This window comes from Cryobacterium shii (genome assembly GCF_004402595.1).
Lineage (GTDB): Bacteria > Actinomycetota > Actinomycetes > Actinomycetales > Microbacteriaceae > Cryobacterium > Cryobacterium shii.
The window spans coordinates 19,769-42,911 of the sequence record NZ_SOFY01000056.1; the positions used below are offsets into that span (position 1 = coordinate 19,769).

24 protein-coding genes are annotated in these 23,143 nt (G+C 65.3%); 13 read left to right on the forward strand and 11 right to left on the reverse strand.

The genetic code is table 11. From position 1 onward, the window contains the following. Nucleotides 1–46: 46 nt before the first annotated feature. From leuS to E3O49_RS10215, 6 genes are all read left to right on the forward strand, one after another. Nucleotides 47–2,629 (forward strand): leucine--tRNA ligase, encoded by a 2,583-nt coding sequence (leuS, locus tag E3O49_RS10185; RefSeq protein ID WP_134365850.1) that lies wholly within the window; start codon nucleotides 47–49, stop codon nucleotides 2,627–2,629. A gap of 92 nt (nucleotides 2,630–2,721) precedes the next feature. Continuing rightward, nucleotides 2,722–3,492: a helix-hairpin-helix domain-containing protein gene (locus tag E3O49_RS10190; RefSeq protein WP_134365849.1), complete on the forward strand. Its 771-nt coding sequence runs from the start codon at nucleotides 2,722–2,724 to the stop codon at nucleotides 3,490–3,492. Between the two features lie 342 nt (nucleotides 3,493–3,834). Next, entirely contained in the window at nucleotides 3,835–4,191 is a 357-nt protein-coding gene (locus tag E3O49_RS10200; RefSeq protein ID WP_134451453.1) for a VOC family protein, read from the forward strand. A gap of 183 nt (nucleotides 4,192–4,374) precedes the next feature. Next, nucleotides 4,375–6,741, forward strand: coding sequence for an ATP-binding cassette domain-containing protein (locus tag E3O49_RS10205; protein WP_134365847.1), 2,367 nt, complete (start codon nucleotides 4,375–4,377; stop codon nucleotides 6,739–6,741). A gap of 58 nt (nucleotides 6,742–6,799) precedes the next feature. Beyond that, nucleotides 6,800–7,678, forward strand: a complete 879-nt coding sequence (locus E3O49_RS10210; RefSeq protein ID WP_134365846.1) for an endonuclease/exonuclease/phosphatase family protein — start codon at nucleotides 6,800–6,802, stop codon at nucleotides 7,676–7,678. Continuing rightward, nucleotides 7,675–8,280 carry a DUF2238 domain-containing protein gene (locus tag E3O49_RS10215; RefSeq protein WP_134365845.1) on the forward strand — a complete coding sequence of 202 codons (606 nt, stop codon included), beginning with the start codon at nucleotides 7,675–7,677 and terminating at the stop codon, nucleotides 8,278–8,280. The genes E3O49_RS10210 and E3O49_RS10215 overlap by 4 nt, the downstream gene beginning before the upstream one ends. 10 nt (nucleotides 8,281–8,290) lie before the next feature. Here E3O49_RS10215 and E3O49_RS10220 read toward each other — a convergent pair whose 3' ends face one another. Beyond that, on the reverse strand, nucleotides 8,291–8,860 hold the full coding sequence (locus E3O49_RS10220; RefSeq protein WP_134365844.1) for a hypothetical protein: 570 nt from the start codon (nucleotides 8,858–8,860) through the stop codon (nucleotides 8,291–8,293). A 249-nt stretch (nucleotides 8,861–9,109) separates the two neighbouring features. Between E3O49_RS10220 and E3O49_RS10225 the strand changes: the two genes are divergently transcribed. Together E3O49_RS10225 and E3O49_RS10230 are read left to right on the forward strand one after the other, a co-directional pair. Beyond that, entirely contained in the window at nucleotides 9,110–9,916 is an 807-nt protein-coding gene (locus E3O49_RS10225; RefSeq protein WP_134451455.1) for a hypothetical protein, read from the forward strand. An 83-nt stretch (nucleotides 9,917–9,999) separates the two neighbouring features. Continuing rightward, nucleotides 10,000–11,430, forward strand: coding sequence for a hypothetical protein (locus E3O49_RS10230; RefSeq protein WP_134451457.1), 1,431 nt, complete (start codon nucleotides 10,000–10,002; stop codon nucleotides 11,428–11,430). Between the two features lie 10 nt (nucleotides 11,431–11,440). On the opposite strand, the gene E3O49_RS16575 is transcribed toward E3O49_RS10230, so the two are convergent. The 5 genes from E3O49_RS16575 to E3O49_RS10240 all read right to left on the reverse strand — a co-directional run bounded on the left by E3O49_RS16575 (nucleotide 11,441) and on the right by E3O49_RS10240 (nucleotide 13,808). Beyond that, a complete protein-coding gene (locus tag E3O49_RS16575) occupies nucleotides 11,441–11,605 on the reverse strand; it encodes a hypothetical protein (protein ID WP_160141079.1) in 165 nt (54 codons plus the stop codon). A 25-nt stretch (nucleotides 11,606–11,630) separates the two neighbouring features. Beyond that, nucleotides 11,631–12,167: a DUF1643 domain-containing protein gene (locus E3O49_RS10235; protein WP_160141080.1), complete on the reverse strand. Its 537-nt coding sequence runs from the start codon at nucleotides 12,165–12,167 to the stop codon at nucleotides 11,631–11,633. Continuing rightward, nucleotides 12,164–12,292 (reverse strand): helix-turn-helix domain-containing protein, encoded by a 129-nt coding sequence (locus tag E3O49_RS17130; RefSeq protein ID WP_244285286.1) that lies wholly within the window; start codon nucleotides 12,290–12,292, stop codon nucleotides 12,164–12,166. The genes E3O49_RS10235 and E3O49_RS17130 overlap by 4 nt, the downstream gene beginning before the upstream one ends. Nucleotides 12,293–12,342: 50 nt before the next feature. Continuing rightward, entirely contained in the window at nucleotides 12,343–12,519 is a 177-nt protein-coding gene (locus E3O49_RS16695) for a hypothetical protein (protein ID WP_174235699.1), read from the reverse strand. Between the two features lie 989 nt (nucleotides 12,520–13,508). Further along, nucleotides 13,509–13,808: a hypothetical protein gene (locus E3O49_RS10240; protein ID WP_134451461.1), complete on the reverse strand. Its 300-nt coding sequence runs from the start codon at nucleotides 13,806–13,808 to the stop codon at nucleotides 13,509–13,511. A 300-nt stretch (nucleotides 13,809–14,108) separates the two neighbouring features. On the opposite strand from E3O49_RS10240, the gene E3O49_RS10245 reads away from it, so the two are divergent. After that, a complete protein-coding gene (locus E3O49_RS10245; RefSeq protein ID WP_134451463.1) occupies nucleotides 14,109–14,927 on the forward strand; it encodes a hypothetical protein in 819 nt (272 codons plus the stop codon). Nucleotides 14,928–15,088: 161 nt separating this feature from the next. Here E3O49_RS10245 and E3O49_RS10250 read toward each other — a convergent pair whose 3' ends face one another. Further along, entirely contained in the window at nucleotides 15,089–16,093 is a 1,005-nt protein-coding gene (locus E3O49_RS10250) for a coiled-coil domain-containing protein (RefSeq protein WP_134451465.1), read from the reverse strand. 361 nt (nucleotides 16,094–16,454) lie between these two features. Here E3O49_RS10250 and E3O49_RS10255 point away from each other — a divergent pair, with 361 nt between their 5' ends. Further along, entirely contained in the window at nucleotides 16,455–17,150 is a 696-nt protein-coding gene (locus E3O49_RS10255; RefSeq protein WP_134451467.1) for an SOS response-associated peptidase, read from the forward strand. A gap of 53 nt (nucleotides 17,151–17,203) precedes the next feature. Here E3O49_RS10255 and E3O49_RS10260 read toward each other — a convergent pair whose 3' ends face one another. Next, nucleotides 17,204–17,992: a hypothetical protein gene (locus E3O49_RS10260; protein WP_134451469.1), complete on the reverse strand. Its 789-nt coding sequence runs from the start codon at nucleotides 17,990–17,992 to the stop codon at nucleotides 17,204–17,206. A gap of 357 nt (nucleotides 17,993–18,349) precedes the next feature. Here E3O49_RS10260 and E3O49_RS10265 point away from each other — a divergent pair, with 357 nt between their 5' ends. Continuing rightward, nucleotides 18,350–18,643, forward strand: coding sequence for a DUF4177 domain-containing protein (locus E3O49_RS10265; RefSeq protein WP_244285290.1), 294 nt, complete (start codon nucleotides 18,350–18,352; stop codon nucleotides 18,641–18,643). Here the strand turns inward: E3O49_RS10265 and E3O49_RS19030 are convergent. Together E3O49_RS19030 and E3O49_RS10275 are read right to left on the reverse strand one after the other, a co-directional pair. Beyond that, nucleotides 18,538–19,146, reverse strand: a complete 609-nt coding sequence (locus tag E3O49_RS19030) for a GNAT family N-acetyltransferase (RefSeq protein ID WP_134451471.1) — start codon at nucleotides 19,144–19,146, stop codon at nucleotides 18,538–18,540. The two genes, E3O49_RS10265 and E3O49_RS19030, sit on opposite strands and share 106 nt — an antisense overlap. Nucleotides 19,147–19,265: 119 nt before the next feature. Continuing rightward, nucleotides 19,266–20,675, reverse strand: coding sequence for a CoA transferase (locus E3O49_RS10275; protein ID WP_134451473.1), 1,410 nt, complete (start codon nucleotides 20,673–20,675; stop codon nucleotides 19,266–19,268). A gap of 257 nt (nucleotides 20,676–20,932) precedes the next feature. On the opposite strand from E3O49_RS10275, the gene E3O49_RS10280 reads away from it, so the two are divergent. Further along, entirely contained in the window at nucleotides 20,933–21,475 is a 543-nt protein-coding gene (locus E3O49_RS10280) for a GNAT family N-acetyltransferase (RefSeq protein WP_134451475.1), read from the forward strand. Between the two features lie 52 nt (nucleotides 21,476–21,527). On the opposite strand, the gene E3O49_RS10285 is transcribed toward E3O49_RS10280, so the two are convergent. Further along, nucleotides 21,528–21,932: a hypothetical protein gene (locus tag E3O49_RS10285; protein ID WP_134451477.1), complete on the reverse strand. Its 405-nt coding sequence runs from the start codon at nucleotides 21,930–21,932 to the stop codon at nucleotides 21,528–21,530. A 531-nt stretch (nucleotides 21,933–22,463) separates the two neighbouring features. Between E3O49_RS10285 and E3O49_RS10290 the strand changes: the two genes are divergently transcribed. Beyond that, nucleotides 22,464–22,994 (forward strand): hypothetical protein, encoded by a 531-nt coding sequence (locus tag E3O49_RS10290; protein WP_134451479.1) that lies wholly within the window; start codon nucleotides 22,464–22,466, stop codon nucleotides 22,992–22,994. Nucleotides 22,995–23,143 lie beyond the last annotated feature (149 nt).

Consider the following 23,143-nt stretch of genomic DNA (forward strand, 5'->3'; position numbering starts at 1 on the left):
GCCCTGTGCCTGCTGGCGCAATCCCCACTGCAACGAAGAGAGTCACGTGGCACACGAGTACGACCACACCCGCACCGGCCAGGGAAGCGACGAAGAAGTCTACGATTTCGCCGCCATCCAGGCGAAGTGGCAGCCGATCTGGGAGGAACTCGAGCCCTTCCGCACCAACGACCCGGGCGACACCCGCCCGCGCAAGTACGTTCTCGACATGTTCCCGTACCCGTCCGGCGACCTGCACATGGGGCACGCCGAGGTCTACGCGCTCGGCGACATCGTCGCTCGCTACTGGCGCCAGCAGGGCTTCAACGTGCTGCACCCCATCGGCTGGGACTCGTTCGGCCTGCCCGCCGAGAACGCGGCGATCAAGCGCGGCATCGACCCGCGCGGCTGGACCTACGACAACATCGCGCAGCAGAAGAAGAGCATGAAGCTCTACGCGGCATCCTTCGACTGGTCCCGTGAACTGCACACCAGCGACCCCGAGTACTACAAATGGAACCAGTGGCTGTTCCTGCAGCTGTACAAGAAGGGCCTCGCCTACCGCAAGGACAGCTGGGTCAACTGGGACCCGGTAGACCAGACCGTCCTCGCCAACGAGCAGGTCCTGGCCGACGGCACCTCCGAACGCAGCGGCGCCGTGGTGGTGAAGAAGAAGCTCACCCAGTGGTACTTCAAGATCACCGACTACGCCGACCGGCTGCTCGACGACCTGAACCAGCTCGAGGGCACCTGGCCGGCCAAGGTCCTGAACATGCAGCGCAACTGGATCGGCCGCTCCATCGGCGCCGACGTCGACTTCGTGATCGAGGGCCGTGAGGAGCGCGTCAGCGTGTTCACGACCCGCCCGGACACCCTCTTCGGGGCGACCTTCATGGTGGTCGCCCCCGACGCCGACCTCGCCGCCGAGCTGGTCGCGGATGCCTCGCCGGCCGTCCGGGAACGGTTCCAGGAATACCTGGTGCAGGTCCAGAACAGCACCGAGATCGAACGCCAGGCCACCGACCGGGAGAAGACCGGAGTCTTCCTCGAGCGGTACGCGATCAACCCCGCCAACGGCGAACGCCTGCCGATCTGGGCCGCCGACTACGTGCTCGCCGACTACGGCCACGGCGCCGTGATGGCGGTGCCGGCCCACGACCAGCGCGACCTCGACTTCGCCCGCAAATTCGACCTGCCCGTGATCGTCGTGGTCGACACCAGCGCCCCCGCCACCGGCATGATCCCCGTGATCACGCAGGGGATGCTCGACGGCACCGAAGAGCTCCCCGCCCTCGACCCGGCCGCCACGGGCGTCGCCCTGGCCGGTGAGGGCCGCCTGATCAATTCCGGGTCCCTGAACGGTCTCAGCAAGAACAACGCGATCAAGCGCATGATCGAGCAGCTGACCGCCGACGGGACCGGCCGCGCGGCCAAGAACTACCGCCTGCGGGACTGGCTCATCTCCCGTCAGCGCTACTGGGGCACCCCGATCCCGATCATCCACGGCGAGGACGGCACCGAGATCCCGGTTCCGGAGGACCAGCTGCCCGTGCTGCTGCCGCCGACCGACGGCCTCGACCTCAAGCCCAAGGGCACCTCTCCGCTCGGCGGCGCGACGGACTGGGTGAATGTGCCCAACCCGATCGACGGCACGCCGGCCCGCCGCGACGCGGACACCATGGACACGTTCGTGGACAGCTCCTGGTACTTCCTCCGCTTCCTCAACCCCACCGACGACACGAAAGCGTTCGACCCGAAGGAAGCCGACAAGTGGGCTCCGGTCGACCAGTACGTCGGCGGCGTCGAGCACGCCATCCTGCACCTGCTCTACGCCCGGTTCATGACCAAGGTGCTGTTCGACCTCGGCTACGTCACGTTCACCGAACCGTTCACCGCTCTCCTGAACCAGGGGATGGTCATCCTCGATGGCGCCAAGATGTCCAAGAGCAAGGGCAACCTGGTGTACTTCACGGAGGAGGTCGACCAGTTCGGCGTCGACGCCGTGCGCCTCACCATGGCCTTCGCCGGCCCGCCGGAAGACGACATCGACTGGGCGGATGTCTCGCCGGTCGGCTCGGCCAAGTTCCTGGCCCGCGCCTGGCGCGTCGCCCGGGACGTGACCAGCACACCCGACGTCGAGTGGAAGTCGGGTGATGCGGCACTCCGCCGGGTCACGCACCGTTTCCTGGCCGACGCGCCCGGCCTGGTCGAGTCGTTCAAGTTCAACGTCGTCGTCGCCCGCCTGATGGAACTGGTCAACGCCACCCGCAAGGTGATCGACACGGGCGCGGGCCCCGCGGATGGCGCGGTGCGCGAAGCCGCGGAGGTCACCGCCATGGCGTTGAACCTGTTCGCCCCCTACGCGGCCGAAGACATGTGGCAGCACCTGGGCTACGACCCCTGTGTCGCCCTGGTGCAGTGGCGCAAGGCGGACCCCACCTTGCTCGTCGAGGAATCGGTGACGGCGGTCGTCCAGGTGGACGGCAAGGTTCGCGATCGGATCGAGGTGTCGCCCAAGATCTCGGGCGAGGACCTAGAACGCCTGGCCCGCGCGTCCGCCGAGGTCATCCGGCGGATCGGCGACCGGGAGGTGCAGCACGTGATCGTGCGGGAGCCGCGGCTGGTGAGCATCGTCACCCGCAGAAATTAGCCTCGCCTCCACAGGGCCGCGTCCAGGGCGCGGGAGCACAGTTCGGCGCTGGCCGCCCGGGGGAGTACCCCCGGGCGGCCTAGCCTGCCGGGATGGCTCATGATCCGGTCGTATCCGCGCTCGATCGCCTGGCCCCGGCCGCGCATGCGCGCGCGGCCCCCCGGCTCCGCATCGGGGTGGGCGCCGCCGTCGTGCTGTTGATCGCCGCGCTGGCGACGGCCGTGGTCGTCTCGGCCGTGGGCCAGCAGTCCGGACACCAGGTGGTGGCCGCGGCCGGCGCCGCCGGCGGCACGGCTCCGGGCACACTGCCGTCTGCAACTCAGGCGCCGGGAACTGTTCCCTCGGGCGCTGTTCCCTCGGGCGCCCAGCCGTTGGGCGCCACGCCCTCGACCGCGGGGGCCACCACCGCGGGCGCCGTCCTCTTCGTGCACGTCCTCGGCGCGGTGCAGCGTCCCGGCCTCTACGAGCTGTCCGTCGGGGCCCGGGTGATGGATGCCGTGGCCGCCGCCGGCGGCCTCACCGAGACTGCCGATCCCGCGGGCGCGAATCTCGCCCGCCGAGTTGCCGACGGCGAACAGCTCTACCTGCCCCAACTCGGCGAGACGCCGCCGCGGTCGCCCGCCGGCGGGGCGGCCGGGGGCGGGGCCGGCGGGGGCACCGGCGCCGCCACGGTTCCCGTCAACCTGAACACGGCGACCCTGGCCGAACTCGACACCCTGCCCCGGATCGGGCCGGCGATGGCGCAGCGCATCCTCGACTACCGGGATGCCAACGGCCCGTTCGCCAGCGTCGACGACCTGCGCAATGTCACCGGCATCGGCGACAAGACCTTCGAGGGCCTGGCCGCCCTGATCACGGTCTGATCCTCCCCCTCCCCTCCCCCCCCNCCCCCCCCCCCCCCCCCCCCCCCCCGTCCCCGTCCCCGTCCCGAGCGTCCCCGTCCCCCGTCGTTGAACCAATTCGACGGAGATATTCATCTAAAAATGTCTATCCGGCCTGTTTCGGGCACTTTCGGGCAAAATCTCCGTCGAATTGGTTCGGGCACCCCGCGGGAGCAACCGCTCGGAACCGCGGATCCGCGCCCCGCGTCGACCGTTCCGCGAGGACTCATTTGCCTAGCGGGAGTCACCGGGCCGCGGCTACAGTGATCGCCGTGGACATCTCCACGACCAGATGACCGCGCCACACCGACGTCAGGAGGCACCATGACCACCTCTTCCACCCAGGGGATCAAGACCGTGCTGCATCCCGTTTCCGACCTGGCGCGGGCCAAGGCGGTGTACGCCGCCCTGCTCGGCGTCGAACCGCAGACCGACGGGCCCTACTACGTCGGGTTCGAGGCGGAGGGGCAGCAGATCGGGCTGGTCCCGGGCGGGGGACCGCAGGGCCTGACCTCACCCGTCGCCTACTGGCACGTGCCCGACATCGAGGTGAAGCTGGCCGAGGTGACCAAAGCGGGCGCCACCGTCACAGAACCCGCGCACGACGTGGGCGCCGGCCGCCTGGTAGCCGCGTTCTCCGACCCCGACGGCAACGTGCTCGGGCTCATCCAGGACCATTGATCCAGGACCACTGACAGCCGGCGGATACCCAGATCACCGGATCAGGGGCGGCAACCGTTGTCGCGCCCGCGCCGATACGGGAGAATCGGGTGAACCGCTGGTAGCCGGCCAGATTGCCCGGCAGAACCGCCCGGTAGCAAAGCGCCCGGCAGGTGACCCTCCGGCAGAACACAGGGAGAACCGATGAGCGCCGCCGACAGCCACGATGTCATCCGCGTGCAGGGCGCACGCGTGAACAACCTCAAGGACGTCAGCGTCGAGATCCCGAAGCGCCGCCTGACGGTGTTCACCGGCGTCTCCGGCTCGGGCAAGAGCTCGCTGGTGTTCGGCACGATCGCCGCGGAGTCGCAGCGCTTGATCAACGAGACCTACAGCGCCTTCGTGCAGGGGTTCATGCCGACCCTGGCGCGGCCCGATGTCGACGTGCTCGACGGGCTGACCACGGCGATCATCGTCGACCAGGAGCGGATGGGCGCCAACCCCCGTTCCACCGTCGGCACCGCCACCGACGCCAACGCGATGCTGCGAATCGCCTTCAGCCGGATCGGGCAACCCCACATCGGCTCACCCCAGGCGTTCTCCTTCAATGTGGCCTCCATCAGCGGAGCGGGTGCCGTCTCCATCGAACGCGGCGGGCAGACCGTCAAGGAACAGCGCAGCTTCAGCATCACCGGCGGGATGTGTCCGCGCTGCGAGGGCATGGGCAAGGTGAGCGACATCGACCTGACGGCGCTCTACGACGACGCCAGGTCCCTGAACGAGGGCGCGCTCACGATCCCCGGCTACTCGATGGAGGGCTGGTACGGGCGAATTTTCCGCGGCTGCGGCTGGTTCGACCCCGACAAGCCGATCCGCAACTACACGAAAAAGGAGCTGAACGACCTGCTCCATAAGGAGTCGACCAAGATCAAGGTCGACGGGATCAACCTGACCTACCTGGGCCTGATCCCGCAGATGCGGAAGTCATTCCTGTCCAAGGACGTCGACGCGTTGCAGCCGCACATTCGCGCCTTCGTCGACCGGGCGGTCACCTTCGCGACCTGCCCCGAGTGCGGCGGCACCCGGCTCAACGAGGGCGCTCGATCCTCGAAGATCCAGGGCCTGAACATCGCCGACACCGCCGTGATGCAGATCAGCGACCTCGTCGACTGGGTCCGGGGCATCGACGAGCCGTCCGTGGCTCCGTTGCTCGGAGCACTGCAGCGCATCCTCGAGTCGTTCGTGGAGATCGGTCTGGGCTACCTTTCGTTGGATCGCCCGACGGGCACCTTGTCCGGCGGCGAGTCCCAGCGGGTCAAGATGATCCGGCACCTCGGTTCCTCACTGACGGATGTCACCTACGTCTTCGACGAGCCCACGATCGGTTTGCATCCCCATGACATCCAGCGAATGAACGACCTGCTGCGGCGCCTGCGTGACAAGGGCAACACCGTGCTCGTCGTGGAGCACAAGCCGGAGATGATCGCGATCGCTGACCACGTGGTCGACCTCGGCCCAGGCGCGGGAGCCGCGGGCGGTACCGTCTGCTTCGAAGGCACCCTCGAGGGGCTGCGGGCCAGCGACACCCTCACCGGGCGCCATCTCGACGACCGCGCCACCCTCAAGGAGACGGTGCGCACGCCCACCGGCGCGCTGGAGATCCGCGGCGCGACGGCGCACAACCTGCGGGACGTCGACGTCGACGTCCCGCTCGGGGTGCTGGTCGTCGTCACCGGCGTCGCCGGATCGGGCAAGAGCTCGCTCGTGCACGGTTCGATCCCCGCCGGTTCGATCCCCGCCGGCAAAGGAGTGGTGTCCATCGACCAGGGCGCGATCCGCGGCTCCCGCCGGAGCAACCCGGCGACCTACACCGGGCTGCTCGACCCGATCCGCAAGGCCTTCGCGAAAGCCAACGGCGTGAAGGCGGCGCTGTTCAGCGCCAACTCCGAAGGGGCCTGCCCCACCTGCAACGGCGCCGGAGTGATCTACACCGACCTGGGCGTGATGGCCGGCGTCGCCACCACCTGCGAGGAGTGTGAGGGGAAGCGGTTTCTGGCCTCGGTGCTGGAATACCACCTCGGCGGCCGCGACATCAGCGAGGTGCTCGCAATGTCTGTGGCCGAGGCCGAGGAATTCTTCGGCGCCGGCGAGGCCCGCACACCGGCCGCGCACGCCATCCTGAACCGGCTCGCCGAGGTCGGGCTCGGCTATCTGACCATCGGCCAGCCGCTCCCCACCCTGTCCGGCGGTGAACGGCAGCGGCTCAAGCTCGCCACCCACATGGCGGAGAAGGGCGGCGTCTACGTGCTCGACGAGCCGACCGCCGGGCTGCACCTCGCTGACGTCGAACGGCTGCTCCGCCTCCTCGACCGGCTCGTCGACTCGGGCAAGTCGGTCATCGTCGTCGAGCACCACCAGGCGGTGATGGCGCACGCCGACTGGATCATCGACCTCGGCCCCGGCGCCGGGCACGACGGCGGCCGGATCGTCTTCGAGGGCACACCCGCCGAGCTCGTCGGCGCCCGCTCCACCCTCACCGGGCAGCACCTCGCGGCCTACGTTCGCAGCTGAGACGAGACGCCCACGCACCGGGTTCTGGATTGCGCGTGGCGAGCGTACTCTGGGTCCGATGACGGATGTTTCGCTCATCGGTCCGGTGACCGCCCCCGACCTGCACGTGATGACTTACAACATCCGTCGACGCATGCCCCGGATGCAGCCGGGCAGTCCCGACCGGTGGGTGACACGGAAGCCTCTGCTACGACGTATCCTGCGCGCCGAGCAGCCCACGCTCCTCGGCGTGCAGGAAGCCCTGGCCGATCAGGTCGAATTCGTCGCGGATTCCCTCGGAGAGGACTACGGCTGGGTCGGCCGCGGCCGCAATGCCGCCGGAGCTGACGAGCACTGCGCGGTGTTCTACGACTCGCGGCGGCTGGAACTGACGGGTTGGCGGCAACAGGCCCTGTCCGCGACTCCGGAGACGCCGGGCTCCCGGTCGTGGGGAAACCTGGTGCGGCGCATCGTCGTGTCGGCCGAATTCACCGATACGGCGACCGGAGCACGGTTGCTCGCCTTCAACACCCATCTCGACTTCCTCTCCTGGCGCTCGAGACTGGAGTCGGCGAAGTACATCCTGGACCTCGTGCGGTCCGCGCGCGCCGCGGAGCCCGGCGCCGCGATCGTGCTGACCGGCGACTTCAACGCCGACGAGGGCTCGGCCGTGTACCGCAGGCTGATAGCCGACGGGGCGCTCCTGGACTCCTGGGAGGTCGCAGTCGAGCGGCTGACGCCGCAGTGGGGGACCTTTTCGAACTACCGACGCCGTCGCCCCGGCGGCAAGCGCATCGACCTCATCCTGGTGGGGCACGGAGTCGACGTGCTCAGTGTGGGCATCAACGCGGCCCGGTTCGACGGCCGGGCGGCATCCGACCATGAACCCGTGCAGGCCGTTGTGCGGTGCGGGGGCCGCTCGGCCGGGACATCCGAACCCTTTGAGGTGCTGCCATGATCCGTTCACTCCTGCGCACACCGTCGGGAGCGGCCGAGACGGTCGCCGACGGGCTGCGGGTGCTGGCCCTGATCGGCATCGTTATCGCAGCCCTCGGCTGGGGCACGATCGCGGGGCTGAGCCTCGCGGTCGTGTTCGTCGGAATGTTCTTTCCCCGGGTGATCGGCGTCCGGCCGAGCGTCGACATCGCCTTCGGCACGGTGGTTCTCATCGCCGTGTGGAGCAGCGTGCTACAGATCTACATCTCGACTCGGTGGTGGGACCTCCCGGTTCACCTTGTCACCAACGGGCTCAGCGCCGCACTGTGCTACCTCCTGTTCGTGAGGTTGGGAGTCCTGGCCGACACCGGGACGCTGCGGCGACCGACGATTTCGGCCATCGTGATGACCACCGCACTGGGGCTGTCGCTCGGAGTGCTGTGGGAGGTCTTCGAGTGGTTCGGGCACACGTTCATCGACAGTGAGATCTTCGTCGGCTACGTCGATACCATTGGGGACCTGGTCTGGGGCGGCATCGGCGCCCTGCTCGCGGGGTGCTGCATGCCGTTCCTGACCGGTCGATCCGCCGACCTGGACCGTTCGCCCAGGTCGGTGCGCGGCTGAGCCGTCAGGGCTATATCCCCCCGGCACCGATCGCGCGTCGCAGATCTTCGGCCAGCCGCGCGATATCGGCATCCGGCACCGCGCGCAGCCAGTTGCCGCGGCTCCTCATCGGGGTGACCGGCAGCACCAAGGTTCGCTCGGATGAGGCCACCTCGACCTCGATGGTGGCCATGATGCGCATCCCGATCTGCACGGATCCGACAGTGAAGCTCCGAACCAGGTTCGAGGGGAAGGCCGCCGCAGGGCTCCCGGTGGCACGGCCCGACAGGAATTGCACGCTCTGGTCGTCGACGACAAGGGTCGCGTATCTGGTCGGATTCACCCGCGACGGTGCGAGCCCCAGGGCGGTCGTCAGCGCCGACAGCTCCTGAGCCAGGAGCGGTGCCACGAGGACCGGGACGATCCAAGCCGAAGGAAACGCTCGTTGTGCTCGATCGATCCGGCGCGCATTCGAGACACCGAAGTAGAGCAGCAAAGCACCGACCATCCCACCGGCGATGACCAGGGCCAGGACGATCGGCCCGCTGCCGCCGTTGTCGTACGAACGGATGCCGCGGATCGCCAACAACACGACGGCCACGACCGCAACGGCGATTCTCAGCCAAAAACCCGGGCCCCGCAGTCTCTTTCCGTCCGTCTGCTCCGCGGATTCCGCAATCGAACTCTCATCGTGAATTGGCATAAGCCCCCCCAGTCTCATCGGCTGGGCCCAGCGTAGTCGGTGGATCGTGAGCCAACCACCGGACCTCCACAGCCGTGGACCTGGGTAAACGGGCCACAGATGCAGTGGGCCCTGGGGTGACGGCGCCGCCGCACCTAACCTCCACAGATGGAGTCCACGACAGGGATCGACCTGCGCCTGGTCGTGCCGGCGGCGACGGCGTGGCTGGCCGCCGGCGTCCTCGTGGGAGCACCCGGCGGCGTTCCCGCTTCTGCCGCCGTTGGGCTCTGGTTGGGGGCGGGCCTGTTCGTCGTGGCCGCGGTGTTCGACCGACGTGCCCGGTGGCGTCCACTCTGGGCCACCGTCGGGGTGAGCCTCGCGGTCTCCGCCCTGGTCGCTTCGGTCGTATTGGTCTCGGGGCCGGCCCGGCTGCCGGCGGACGTGCGTGCCGCGGCGAGTCGTCATGCGAACGCCTCTGCGCTCATCACGGTGTGGTCCGTGCCGGTGGAGACCGCGTCTCCGGGCGGATTCGGCACCGGGGGAACGGGAGCCCGGGTCAGATTCCGCGGCACGGTCACCGAGCTGACCGAGGGCAAGCGCTCGTCGCGAGTCTCCGTGCCCGTGCTGGTCTTCGCCGAGTCCTCCGGCCGGGGAACCGCGAGCCTGCAGATCGGCTCGGTCGTGCGTTTGGACGGATCCCTTCGGGCCACGGACCCGGGGGATTCCGCTGCGGCGCTGTTCTTCGGTCGGAGCCGGGCAGAGTCCGTGGCGGCACCCCCATGGTGGTTGGCCTGGGCGAACGCACTCAGAACCCGTTTCGTCGAGGCGGCCCGGGAATTGCCGGGCGACGGGGGTGACTTGCTGCCCGGACTCGCGATCGGTGACACCAGCCAGGTGAGCGCGGATCTGGACCTATCGATGAAGGCGAGTTCGCTCAGTCACCTCACCGCGGTGTCCGGAGTGAAAATTGGTTAGTAAGGTGGGTGTCAGAGCATTACAGCTCTTGAGATATTTCGGGCAGTATCGTGCCGCTGGTCGCTGCCGTCGAGAATGAAACCATGTCTCGATCAATCCCATTGAACCCGCGTCAGCTGGAGATCCTGGCGTGGGTGCGCAACGGTGCTCCAGAAGATACCTACGACGACTACCGCCCTCGCATCATCGCCCGTGCCCTCCACAACAGGGGACTGGTGACGGTCTCCGGCCACGGTAAGAGCTGGAGCGTGTCCCTGACCGATGACGGGGCCTTCTATCTCGACAACGGCGAGTACGCACTTGAGCCAGATCAGCCGGGGCCGGCGTCATCGTCACAGGCGCCCCAGTTTGCTGCCCAGCAAAAGCCCAGGCCCGCCTCGAGGCCACGTGTGCCAAAGGCGCCGCGCGTGGGTCCGACCGACGCGATGATGGCGGCTCTCGCAGCAGCGGAGGGCCATCGGATCGAAATCGAGTACGACGAGTACGGGCGTTACGAGAACCTTGCGCGGACCGCCGAGCGCTTCAAGAAGATCCCCGAGGGCATGCGGGTCACAGTTGGCCACGACTACCGCACACGCGCGGCCCACGTCACCCTGCACCCATTGCCCGAGTGGCGCACGCGAGTGCTCGCGCCGATCCCAGTGCCCGGTGCGCTCCGCGGAGCGTCCGACGTGGTGAACGTGCTGCAGACGCGCGAGGACTTCGAGATCCGATCGAGCGAGAAGAGCCGAGCGCTTCGCCTCGCGCAGGCGCTCGTCTCTGAGGCTGAGCGCCGCGAGTACAAGGTCGCTGCCACCAAGGCGCGTAGGAAGAACCAGTGGGGCTACTTCGACCGCAACGACGATGACCCTGGGCACTTCAAGCTCGTGCTCGGCATCGACGAGTACAGGCTCAGCATCTTCCAGATCACCGAGAAGCGCGAGCACGTAGCTACCAAGAGCGAGCTCGCTCGGGCTGGCCGAGGCTATGCGCTGCCGAAGTGGGACGTCGCCCCGACGGGGAAGCTCGGCATCCGCATCGATAACTCCGGAGCCAGCTTCTGGGGCGGCTCGTGGACCGACCGCGACGACCGCCCCCTCGAAGCCGTGCTCGCCCAGATCATGCAGGAGCTGGAGCTCCGGCACGACGCCGCGGTCGACCGCCGTCTCGAGGAGGAGCGTCAGCGCATCGAGCGCAAGCGCCAGTGGGAGATCGCCCGCGAGAAAGCTGTCCAGGAACTGACCGACAGCCACCGCGCCGAGCTGCTCGCAGGCCAAGTAGACAAGTGGCGAGAGGTTGCTGCCATCCGCGCCTACGCGGGGGAGTTGGAGCAGAGAGCCCTTGCCGAGGTGGACGACGATAACCGCACAGCAACGCTCGAGTGGGTGCAATGGGCACGGGACTACGCGGACCGCATCGACCCGCTCCAGCGACCGGTTCGTGTGCCTTCACTGCCCGAGCCGACCTACGCGGCACTGCAGCCGTTCATGGGCTCATGGAGCGCCTACGGCCCGGAGTCGGCCTCGCGATGGTAATCACCGCTGGCTACCGTTCGCCCTCGAACGGGTCGATGACAGAGTGCACGCCACGCTCCGCGCACACGAACGTGACCCTGAGCCCCTCGTCCGCCTCGAACGGCTCGGGTAAGCAGTCCCGCCGACACTGCGTACATGTGCCGTACTCCCCGTCGGGGTCCGGCTCGAACGTCATGACGTCTTCTTTTCTTCGAGGTAGTTCAGGTCAAGTAGCGCTTCGGACCGAGCATCGGTAGCGGCCCTGTCCTCGGTGTCGGGTGTCGTGGATCGCCGCCAGCAGTGGGCTCGTCGAACGAGAACAGCCTCACCCCGAGCCTGGCGAGCGTGTCCAGAACGTCGCGCTTGCCACGACGCAGTGAGGCGTGTTTCAGCCCGCCCCATGCCCCGAGCACTTCGGTCGCGCCGTGTTGCGTGAGTACCCGCTCGATCGCGGCGCAGTTCGCAGATGAGAGCGCGGGGTCGAACTCCGAGAGCATTGATGGGTCCGTTGAGCGCTCGGGGTAGAGGTTCACCATCAGCCACCCGCCGTAGCCGTGCTCGACGCTCGCGCGGATAAGCCGGTTCACGGTCTTATCGGCCTGGCCGTGGTCTGCGTGTGAGGGGTTCATGCAGACCGCGATCAGCGGGGGAGCGTTCGGCGACGCTCGGCTCGTGTTGCCGAGGACGAAGCGATGGGCCACCTCCTCGGGATCGGGCTGCCAGATTGTCGGCTCATGACCGACCGGGTACGCAATCACGATGCGAGCGCCTCCGCCTTCGCAGTCTCTTCGGTGAGCACGGTGTGCACTGTGCCGACCGACACATCGAGTACCCGGGCGATGACCCAGATGGACTCGCCCTTCTCTCGCCAAGCGAGGATCACCGCGCGGGACCAACGAACGTGGAGGAGCAATTGTGCCCGTCAGCGTCCAACTAGCCTTCCCTGGTCGCTGGCGTGAACCCTGGCATAAGCAATGAACTCTCGAATGAGGCGCCGCCATCGCCGTAAACGAGAGTCTCCGTCTCCCAGTCGATCAAGACGTCGTCGACGCCCTTTGACCGCAAGACGAAGTCGTAGTTCTTCAGCGCGATCCGTGTCTCTTCTTCCATGACCCCATTATGGCGCCAGGTGATCTCAAGGTCGGCTTCCAGGTTTGGCCAGTCGGACCACGGTGCTCGCTCGCGGCTGACGACCTCCCGGGTTATGCATCCGGCAGAACATTGATGACTTCTCCGCACTCGTCGCAGATGTACCCATGCGCCGAGAACGCATCGAAACGTCTGAGCGCGTGGGTGGGATCGTTTGGGCATTCTTGGGTTGTCTTCATCATGGAGGCTAGTTTTCGCTCCAGCGTCCAGATAATCAGTCGGCACGCCGTGTTCTATAACGAGAACGAAGCGAATGTCCTAACGAGGACTCCTTAGCGCAGTGTGTGCGCTTACACGGATCGCCGCGACCCCTGCCATGGTCAGTGATCGCGATGCAGCGGAGGCGAAAGCTGCGTCAGCGGGGGAAATCTTCGTCCGTCGGTGTTGGCCACATCTCGGGATGTTTATGTTTGGGAATCAGCGCTTCGCCTAGCTAGGACATCGCCTCTCTCATCTCCTGCCAGTCTCCGTTGGCGACGACGACCCGTTCGATCGCAGCGCAGTTCGCTGCCGAAAGTGCGTGGTCGAAGAGCGACAGATCTCTCGTCGACGTCGCTCGCTCCGGATACAAGTTGAGCATGATCCACCCCGAATAGACTTGATCAACGCTCAGCTTGGCTGATCCGCTTGCCAGTCTTGTCCGAAGCGTGCTCGTCCGCATAAGTGGGGTTCATCCCGATGGCGACGAGCGGGGGATCGGTCAGCGAAGCATGAGTCGTGCATCCCAGCCCGAATCTGTATGTCATCGCACTGGGGTTGGGGTCCCAGAACGTGGGCGTCTGTCCCGGGGAATAGTCAGTCATGGCTCGTAGTCCCCCACTAACGCTCGCCCTCGAACGGAGCCAGGACGCCGGGTATGTGCCGTGCTCAGCGCAGGCGAATGCGAAATTACTTAGGCCGGGACCCAGTGCCCGGGAATGGCCGATGACGACGTGATCGCCGGCTCGAGGTCATCGGATATGGCCGCGTGGTGGATACTGAGGCGTCAGTACCTCGTTGACATACCGCTCCTTCGCTGCGACCGCCTCGTGAGCGTAGCTCATCGGTTCACGGCCCTGCCCCACCATGCGGAACCCTGTGACCTGGCCAGCTTCATCGGAATCCAGCACGAGGGCGAAGCCGTGCAGGTGGAATGCCTCTCGGTTGATCCAGTAGAGCAGGCCAGAGTCGATCAGGTACTCGAGGGGCTGACTCTCCTCGGAGAACCGGATGCCCGAGATGATCTGCGCGATGCTCGGTTTCTCTGTCATGGCGCCCAGCGTAGCGAAGTGGCTCAGCAGTCCTGCTGCAACGTATACCAATAACGGAAGGAGACTGCGAGCGTTTCACCCGCTGCAGTGCATCAGCGATTCAATCTTTGATGCGCATTCTGGATTGGCCTTGCTCATCACCCAGTTCTGCTGATGCAAGTGATCCAAATCTGTTTCGTGTCCTCCGCGCGATCAGGATTTTGACGGTTCAACATCTGGGCAATCTCGGTAATCGAGGTCGTTCACTGAGCCGGGTGCAGGTGGCAAGCTGGCTTCCATGGCAATTGATGCAGAAGTAACGTGAGCCGCGACAGCGGTGCCACCCGCTTGGTCCGAATGGCCGCACAGGTTCCGGGGTCAGTCTTCGGGGCAGCCTTGGGTTTAACCTTTGCGGGCCCCACCGGCGCGATACTGGGCGCGGTGAGCGGCACGGTCTTGTCACAAGTAGGTGCTGACATTGCAGACAGGACGTTGTCTCCTCGCCAAGAGCTTCGTGTCGGGGCGGTATTCCTTTCAGCCGCATCGGCGATCACTGTCAAACAACTCGAGGGCCACACCCTTCGCGATGACGGCTTCTTTGACGGGACGGACTCCAACGGAGCTGAATTTGTGGAAGGGGTAATGCTCGCCGCCATGGATGCGTACGAGGAACGGAAAGTGCCCTATCTGGGTAACCTCATTGCCAACGTCTCATTCGCCGAACACATCGACGCCCCGTCGGCGCATGCGGCATTGCGGCGAGCGGACGACCTCTCGTGGCTTGAATTGAGGATCCTCGGCATCTTCGATGATGGCGAAAGCTATCCAATGCCGGCTCGTCCCATCCCGAAGTCTTCCGACTGGCCAACTTGGACCGTAGCCAAGGCCTTACAAGAGTTGATCAATCCGCCGAAATCACTCCTGAAGAACGCGCGATCAACAGGTTCGCGCGGCCAGATGGGGTACGACTTGAATCTGGACGCGATCAGCATGCAATCTGGAGGCACGTTAATTTGCGGACTGATGGAGCTCGGTTCGATCCCGAAGTCCGACCGTAGCCCTATCTTCGAGATGCTCAGTAGGGACCAAGAGCCCGAAGAGCACGAGGCAGCTGAGTTCGGCAGCGCTCAACGAGCCTGACTTGAGGGAGAACTTCCGGCTGGCCACGAAAGCCCGATACGGGTGCGCTCCGTGACCAGGCTGTACACCAGAGGGTTCCGTCGAGCGGCTGCAGGGGAGAATGGCTCGGTGATCTGTGGTCGTTCCGTGCGTGGCGCTCGTGCTCCCGCGCTGGTGCGTCTTCAGCGCTTTCCAGTGCGCAACTGTTCCAGCTCGGCACGCAGCAGGGCGATTTGCTGCTCGTAGGCGGCGCGCACGTCGGTGACGCGCTGCTCGACGTAGGAACGCTCCCTCGCAGCCTCGGCTACGGCGCCGTCACGTTCGGTGCAGACCGTTGCCAGGCGCCCGGTGAGCACGAGCGCTTCGGCCCGCGCGCTTTCGCGTTCGGTCCGGACCTGGTCAAGCTGGCCGCGGGTGCTCACAGCCTCTGCCTCGGCGCGTTCGGCGCGCGCCGCGGCGGCGTCCGCCCGTACGGCAGCGTCCCGCGCGGTCGCCAGGGCCTCGTCCTTGGCCGCTGCGGTCGTTGTGAGGGTCTCCTGGGCCTCGAGGAGCTGCGCGGTCGTGGCTGTGTTCTCGTCGCTCAGCGCGGCTACCCGCTCGGTCAGGGCGGCGATCTCTGCGGAGGCCCGCACTGCGTCCTCACTCGCCTTGACCAGATCCTTCTCCAGGGTGGCAGCGCGTTGCTCGAGCGCCTCGAGGGCGGCGCTGAGGTCGTCGACCTGGGCGGCGGACTCCTCAGCGGCCGCATCGGCCTCGGCGCGATCGACTTCGGCCTCACGCATAGCGGTCTCGGCCCGGTTGGCGCGGGCGACCGCGGACGCGACCTGCTCGGCTGCGCCAGCAGTCACGGCCTCGATCTGCACCGCGGCGGCGTCGGGGTCCGCGATCGTCTGCAGGTCGTCGACGAGGAGTACGAGCTGCTGCTGCAGGTGCTCGACCAGGTCAGTGACCTGGGCCGTCCGCAAGCTGGCGCGCTGACGGGCGGCATCGATGGGGAACTTCTCGTCCTCGACCGTGCGCTCGACCCGACCGGCTTCAGCGCGGCGTGCTCGCCATGCGGCGGCCCGGTTGTGAGCGGGGTCGGTGCAATAGCCGGGAGGCCGACCAACGCTAGGTGCGGCGTCCACGGGCTCGTCGCAGCCGGGGAAACTGCAGGTGCGCACGTCGGTGGCTTCGGGGATGCTCATGTCTATAACGTATCGAAAAGAACGCAATACGTAAACGAAATACGGAAAACGAATCACGAAATGGCCCGTCACGATGGCAGCGGAAGCGGCTTCGGCCAGGTGCCGCGCCCTGCTGGCGCATCTCGAGGCCAAGCAAGGGGCACGCGTAGTGTGTCCGACATGGACGACGACCTGGGTGTGCCGAACTGCGAACGATGCTTGGTGCCCATGGTGATCGAGGGCACCGATGAAGGCCCGTACTGGTGCTGCCCCGAGTGCCGCATCGTTCGCCTCGCCTGACGACCCTCTCCCTGATGGTGTTCAGAAGATGACGGGACGATCCCGTTGCTGACCAGGTCGGTGGAGAGCTAGTTTCAACTGCATGTGCGGCAGATACGTGGTCCCCAATACGACAGACGAGTTGCTGAGCCTCTTTGACGCCACCGGCGCCAACGCCGCCGACTGGAAGCCCTCGTACAGTGTCGCCCCCACGGACCCGGCACCCATCGTGCGCGAATGGATCCATGACGAAACAGTGCAGCGGGATCTGGACCTGGCGTCGTGGGGATTGAAGCCAGGTTGGGCGAAGCCGGGTGGCCCGGCACCCATCAACGCTCGCCTGGAATCGGTGGCCAGTAACGGCATGTTCCGCAGCGCGTTCGCAAGCCAACGGTGCCTGGTGCCTATGGCCGGCTACTACGAGTGGAAGCAGATGGAAGACGGCAAGCAGCCCTACTTCCTCCACGGAGATGGCGATGTGCTGGCTGCGGCCGGCCTCTACGCGGCTCGTCAGGACGATGACGTGTGGAAGATCTCCTTCACGATCATCACGCGCGCAGCTCGAGACGCGTCCGGTGAGATCCACGACCGCATGCCCGTGTTCTTGACCCCGGACGCGTGGGAGCAGTGGCTGAGCCCGGAGAAGATCAGCGACAAGGAAGAGGCGCTCTCAATGTTGGACCGCAGCTCCGTTGCGGTCGCCAAGACCGTGACGGCGTATCCGGTGGCCCGGGTGGTGAACAACGTCCGCACCCTTTACAGCGAGGACCCGCGACTGATCGAACCGATTCGCTCGTAGTGCCACAGCCGACGGGGAATCCATCGTTGCGGACCACCAGGGGATCCTGGCCTTCAGCCGACAGAGGCGTCGTGGGTCCGAAGGCCGGCAAGGAATTCGCGTCGCTGGAGCAGTTGTTCAATCGAGTGCAGTGCCTTGAGAACGAAATACAACGCCATCTGGTCGGAATTCGTCAGTCGCAAGACGACGTTGTCGTCGTCGCCCGACGGAAGCTCTTCACGCTCCAGAACTCCCATGCTCGCCCACGACCGGCCGTGAGCGAAGCCAGACGCAAGACGCCACTCAAACTCAGCCGCCTCGCGGCCAGCTTCCTTCAGCTCTTTGAAGACGGACGTGATCGTGAAGTTGCTGATCGCCGAGCTCGCCGAGATACCCCTGCCTTCAGCGATGCCGCCCAGACGTTCAAGTTTCCCGGCGAGGTCTCCGGCGCTGAAATGTGCTGTAGCCCGGTGTTGATCGCGGGCATCCTGTGCATACCAGCGCAAACTCCGACTGATGCGTTCATTACGACTAGCGGGCGAGATCACCCACAACCCCGTTACCGCGTTCTCAATTGCGCTGCGCGCAAGTGTGGCCGGCGCTGACGTGTGTAGCAGCCGGGCGTCCCAAACAAGGGCCTTCAAAGCATGAAGGTGGTCAATCGCGGAGGAAAGGCACGCGTTGGCGACGTACGTCACCGAATATGGAGCCGCTCCTCGATCGTCACCTGTGAAGGCACTGCCAGTGGCGACCGGGAAAGGCTCCGATTCTCCAATCCGGGTGGCCAGAACATCGATGAGCGGGGCTATCTCTCGCCACTTCGAATGAAGAACCTCGTCGGGGATTCGGGCTAATTGCTCCATTACGCGACAGTAGCGCGCTCACCGAAGTTTCAGCGACGAAGGAGATCCGCGACATCCGCTCCGGCTGCGACTCCGCGCGGCTGGGGGGACAAGATCGAGACTTTCACCTACACGGCAGAACCGTCCGTGCTGCTTCAGCCGGTGCGGATGGGTTAGGTCTCGACGCCTGAGACAATCGGTGCCGCCAGCGATACCGGCTGATACGTTGTAGCGCACGTCCAGGCGCGTCGCGACCTGACGGACTGAAACGAGGCAATGGTGACGAACGCAGCAGCAGGTTGGTACGACGACGGTTCGGGTCACCAGCGACGGTGGGACGGCGAGCAGTGGACGAATGTCTGGCAAGAGGAGGCGCCGGTGAACAGTCCCGCCGCGCTCATCGACCACATCAAGTCGGAGTCCGTCGCGATAGGTCGACCACGCCCAGCGCAAAACGGGCAGAGCTACGTCGTGTTGCAGGTGGTGCTGAAGGAGAAACTATTCGGTACCGGATCTGGCAACCTCACCGAGCTAGAACAGTCCATCAACGCGCAAGCCGCCCTCGGCTATCGACTGCACACCATCACGACGTCAGCCTCAGGCAGTAAGGGCCTCGGGGGCGGCGACCGCATCCAGGCCACGCTGGTCTTCGAGCGACTGGGGATCAGCTGACGTCTATCGGCACCCGATCGGACCTCAGGCACCCACTGACCGCCCGTGAGCCGGAGCCTTCGAGCGCTACGGGCGGCGCAGGAGAAAGTGTGTTGCTGTCTCTCCGAAGGGCTGAATCCTTCGCGCTCATAGAGTCGCTTCGCGTCTCGGTTCACCCGGTGGACCTGCAGCAAAGTACCCTGCCCTTGGCTCGCCGCCTGATCAGCGACAAGTCCAAGCGCCGCTGATCCGACGCCCAGGTTTTGCGCGGCGGGAGCCACCTCGATCAGTTCCAGCCAAGTGTCTTGATCCCTGGTGCCGAGATACACAGCGCCAACGCTCCTGCCGTCGGCTTCTAGGATCTGGATGTCGTGTTCGCTGACCAGCGACGCAAAGAATCCGATCTGTTGTTCATGATCCCAGGGCCCGTAAGCCTGTTCGACGAGGGCGCGATGCGCGCTCTCGTGGAGATCGAAAAGCCAGGAGTGATCGGCGGAGGTGGCCTGCCGCATGGTGATCTTCATACGGAATGCTTGCACAGCGGCGCTATCCGCCGCGATAGGCGCACAGCGACGCAAAAGGAACCCTCAGCGGGCGACTTTCGCCATGCTGCACCTGCCGATGGCGCATCTTCCGCTGGGGCTTATCGCTCGCCGCTGGCGGATCGTGGCTCGGCCCATTCCGGCTGGTCTGCTCCCCATGGGCGGCCGATCCACCTATAGCCTTTCGTGCCGCCGTTGATGCTGATCGCGGGTGCGGCACAGGTGACGGTTCCTTCCGGCGTTTCCGCGTTCACGGTTTGGATCTCGTATCGGCCGGCTTCGGTCGGCGGGGAATGAGGCCGGGCGAGTAGCTCCTGAGCGACCCGGGCCAGTGAAATGTCCACGGTCCACCCGCGCCCGTCGAGGTGCCGATGTCGAAGTGCTGACATGATCCCGGCGGCAAGTAGGTAACCGGCGGAGTGATCCAGAGCTTGGGCTGGCAAAGCACCTGGTCTGCCGGTGCCGTCAGCGTGGATCTGGGCGATGCCGCTAGCCGCTTGGACGATACTGTCGAATCCACGACGCTCGGCCCAAGGTCCGCTTTGCCCCCACGCGCTCACCCGGCCGATAACGAGCCCCGGATGACGGTTGTGGAGTTCGACCGGCGAGAGGCCGAACCGGTCGAGGCTGTTCGGCCTGTAGCCCGTGACAATAACGTCGGCATCCGTCAGTAGCTGTTCGAGACAGTCTCGATCCCGTTTGCGGCGGAGGTCAAGGAGCGCGGAACGCTTCCCTTGCCCGGTATCGAGGTACTGCCAGGGGAGTTCCGGCATGCCAGGGCTGTCGATGCGCAGGACATCTGCCCCGAAGAACGCGAGACTGCGAGTGGCCACCGGCCCGGCTATGACCCGGGTCAAATCGAGCACCCGAACCCCCTCCAGCGGCGCGTGACTGTCGGCCGACCCCAGGCTATGGAGGCCGAAGTCTCCTGCCTGCTGCTTCAAGCTGATGAAGGGATCTGCTTCCAGGGTTTGGGCCTGAGGATGTCCTCTCCAACTGCTCGGGCTGCGAACCGCGCTGATGACCGCATTCGACTCTGCGGCGTCATCCTCCAAATCATGGGCGCTGCGGCGCAAAATCGCGTGAGCGACAGTCTCGGCGGTGGCGGAACCGTCCAATCTCAGCAATGAGCGCAAAGCCGCTTCGTGGTGGGGGTAGTTGGCGTGAGTGCGAACCCAGCCGTCGCTCGAGGCAAAGAATCCGGACAGGGGAGCCCACGCCGGCGCAGGGTTCCCGTTCCACCGGAATAGTTGGTCGCTCCGGTAGGCCCCGGCAACAAGTTGCGGCGCAATGCTCACCTGCGGAACATCGCTCGCCTTCGGATCCCGCACTCCCGTGCGGACAAGGTACAGCAGCGAGGCCATGAGCTTGGTCGCCGCGATGCTGTCCGCGGCAAGATCCCCGACAGGCAATGGCGACGAGAGCGGCACCGGCCCGGACGAACGAACACGATCGGCTAGCTCCGGGAGCTCCGCGGAATCGGAGAGAAATTTACTGAGGAAGGTGCCCATCGGTTGCCTCCCACGCCGTCGACCGTTCACACCTGGGCGTGAAACCAGGCGATCATCGGTGGCCCCCACTTTATCCCCACGACACAGATTTCAATTGATGTCCTGAGGGGCAGAGCAATCGCGGAACGGAATCAAAATGGGCGAGAACCGGCGCTTCTTGCCATGCCAGGCGAGGAACCCCGTACGGGCGATGACGCGCAGGTGGCGCAGCTCGGGGGAGTGGTCAGCGGGGAGGTGCTGACGGTTAGCATCGATGGATGTCCTACTCCGTTGAGCTTTCAGACGATGCCACTCTTCGACTGCTCACCGAGCGAGACATTGGACCAGTTCTCGATGCCTATAAGCGAAACCGCGAACATCTTGCTCCATGGGATCCGGCCCGTGCGGATTCCTTCTTCACCACCACCGAACAGACTCGGATCCTGACGGGCCAGATTGGACAGCTGGAAGCCGGAGCCGGCTACCCGCTTGTCATCGTGAACGGTGCGACTGTCATAGGCCGAGTCACGCTCTCCGGAATTGTTCGTGGGCCCTTCCAGAGCGCGAGCATCGGGTACTGGGTCGACAAGGAACACACCGGACAGGGCCTCGCCTCCGCGGCCCTGCGAAGCGTTGTCCAGCACTGCCTTGAGGATCTCGGTCTGCACCGGATCGAAGCAGGCACGCTGCTGCACAACCTTGGATCCCAGAAGGTACTGAGCAAGGCTGGATTCGCGCCCATCGGTATTGCCGAGAAGTATCTCAAAATTGCCGGAACATGGCAGGACCATTTGCTCTTCCAACGCATCCTGAGTCAGTAATGCACCCCGTACCTCTGGAACCACCAGTGACCAAGGTCAACAGAGATTGCAATCAGCCTTTTCCAGACCCACAGAGTTCATTGAGGCGAGCCATCGCCTCCCGCATGGCATCTACGGCTTCGATATCTGAGTCACTAACATCAAGGTCCCCGCCCACAAGGCGTCGGGCAACAATCTTGGCTGATTCAGCCCTCGTTCTGAGCTCAGCGAATTGCGAAGCAGCCAGGGCGTCCACACTCTTGAGACCTGTTGTGACTCGGTTTGCGACGGCAATGTAGCGATCGAGGCCTTTCTCCACGGACAGAAAGTACTTGCTCGTAAACTCGACGTCTCCGTTGGGATATACCGCCGCCGCATCTTTGTACTGGGAACACGCGTCGGCAAGTGAGACTTCGGAAGTCGGTGAGGCTCCACCGCACCCAGACAGCATCAGTGCCGTGGCGACTGCTATCAGCACCCGTTGTACCCTCATGTTCCTGAAGATATCGGAAGGCCCACACGCAGGATAGGGTGTGGCTGCCTTGAACTGACGCGGAGAGGCGTAGACCGTTTCGCGGTGATGCCATATTTTCGAGCCAGAGCCGCCTTCGAGATCCCGGCTGCGGCCTTCTCTCGGATTTCGGCGGCCTGATCTAGCCGGCGTTCGACCGCGCCCCAGCTCTGGGCAAAGGTGATCCCCTTGCGTTCATGTTCGCGGATCGACACTGGAGTTCATTGGAAACCGTTTGAAGACCACAACGATCCTCCCCTAACGAGACGAATTCCTGCGCCACAGCGCGGACGGCGGGCGTTGCGCCTTCTGTTTCAGAAGTGAACCCGATGCGGGCAGGTCTGGTGCTGCCCAAGCTCACAAGAAAGAGAGCCCCTCACAAGCGCATGGCCGTGCGGACAAGCTCCGCAACGACCGACTCGCAGCCGATGGAGGGCTTCATCCTCACCGTCAACCAGGTATGTCATCTCAAACCCGGTGAGAAGGCGTCCCGTAGTCTTGACCGACGACACTCGGGTAGCGGGGGATGCAATGCAGCGAGTTCTTGATATCCGCATCACCAGTTGGTACTTCAAGCTCCTGTACGTCGTCGGAGCATGGCTAATCGGATTCCTAGCCCCAGGCCTCCTCACTGCACTGAACGCACCCGCGTTGGTCGGCAGCTTGCTAAGTACGGCGATCACTCTGGGAAGCGTCATCGTCGGTGCGAGGTTGTTCCGTGGCCGTGGGGAGCCGGTCGCTCCCCGGCGGCCTTGGTGGAAGATGACGGCCAGGCCGCTGCTCAGCCGCGTGCTCGGCATCATCTTCGTGCTGTTTCTGGCGTCAACATTGTTCCTCGTCGTTACCGCGACTCTCGGGGTCGGCCGGTCAGTAGAGTCACTGGGGCGCATGACAATCCTCGACACGACAATCAGCGTCGTTCTCGCGGCAGTGCTGGCGTTCCTGTATCTGAATTCCGCTTTTCGCTTGGCGAAGATGCCTGCCCCAGTCCGAGAACCTAAGTTCAAACCGCGGCTGAAACTCAAATAGATAGGGTGGCATCAAGAATCGCCCGTGACCGATTAGCTGGATGTCTACAGACGGCAGATTCGGCGCGAATTTGCCGTGGTTCCGAAGTCTTGGGGGAGAGGCGCTTGGGAACGCCCTACGGCACAGAGTCGCGAGCCTCGGCACCTAAA

Bases quoted from the DNA above. Each gene is read 5' to 3' on its own strand.
- E3O49_RS10190 (WP_134365849.1), top strand. From the start codon at position 2,722: ATGGCTCATGATCCGGTCGTATCCGCGCTCGATCGCCTGGCCCCGGCC.
- E3O49_RS10200 (WP_134451453.1), top strand. From the start codon at position 3,835: ATGACCACCTCTTCCACCCAGGGGATCAAGACCGTGCTGCATCCCGTT.
- E3O49_RS10205 (WP_134365847.1), top strand. From the start codon at position 4,375: ATGAGCGCCGCCGACAGCCACGATGTCATCCGCGTGCAGGGCGCACGC.
- E3O49_RS10210 (WP_134365846.1), top strand. From the start codon at position 6,800: ATGACGGATGTTTCGCTCATCGGTCCGGTGACCGCCCCCGACCTGCAC.
- E3O49_RS10215 (WP_134365845.1), top strand. From the start codon at position 7,675: ATGATCCGTTCACTCCTGCGCACACCGTCGGGAGCGGCCGAGACGGTC.
- E3O49_RS10225 (WP_134451455.1), top strand. From the start codon at position 9,110: ATGGAGTCCACGACAGGGATCGACCTGCGCCTGGTCGTGCCGGCGGCG.
- E3O49_RS10230 (WP_134451457.1), top strand. From the start codon at position 10,000: ATGTCTCGATCAATCCCATTGAACCCGCGTCAGCTGGAGATCCTGGCG.
- E3O49_RS16575 (WP_160141079.1), bottom strand. From the start codon at position 11,605: ATGACGTTCGAGCCGGACCCCGACGGGGAGTACGGCACATGTACGCAG.
- E3O49_RS16695 (WP_174235699.1), bottom strand. From the start codon at position 12,519: ATGGAAGAAGAGACACGGATCGCGCTGAAGAACTACGACTTCGTCTTG.
- E3O49_RS10240 (WP_134451461.1), bottom strand. From the start codon at position 13,808: ATGACAGAGAAACCGAGCATCGCGCAGATCATCTCGGGCATCCGGTTC.
- E3O49_RS10250 (WP_134451465.1), bottom strand. From the start codon at position 16,093: ATGAGCATCCCCGAAGCCACCGACGTGCGCACCTGCAGTTTCCCCGGC.
- E3O49_RS10255 (WP_134451467.1), top strand. From the start codon at position 16,455: ATGTGCGGCAGATACGTGGTCCCCAATACGACAGACGAGTTGCTGAGC.
- E3O49_RS10260 (WP_134451469.1), bottom strand. From the start codon at position 17,992: ATGGAGCAATTAGCCCGAATCCCCGACGAGGTTCTTCATTCGAAGTGG.
- E3O49_RS19030 (WP_134451471.1), bottom strand. From the start codon at position 19,146: ATGAAGATCACCATGCGGCAGGCCACCTCCGCCGATCACTCCTGGCTT.
- E3O49_RS10275 (WP_134451473.1), bottom strand. From the start codon at position 20,675: ATGGGCACCTTCCTCAGTAAATTTCTCTCCGATTCCGCGGAGCTCCCG.
- E3O49_RS10280 (WP_134451475.1), top strand. From the start codon at position 20,933: ATGTCCTACTCCGTTGAGCTTTCAGACGATGCCACTCTTCGACTGCTC.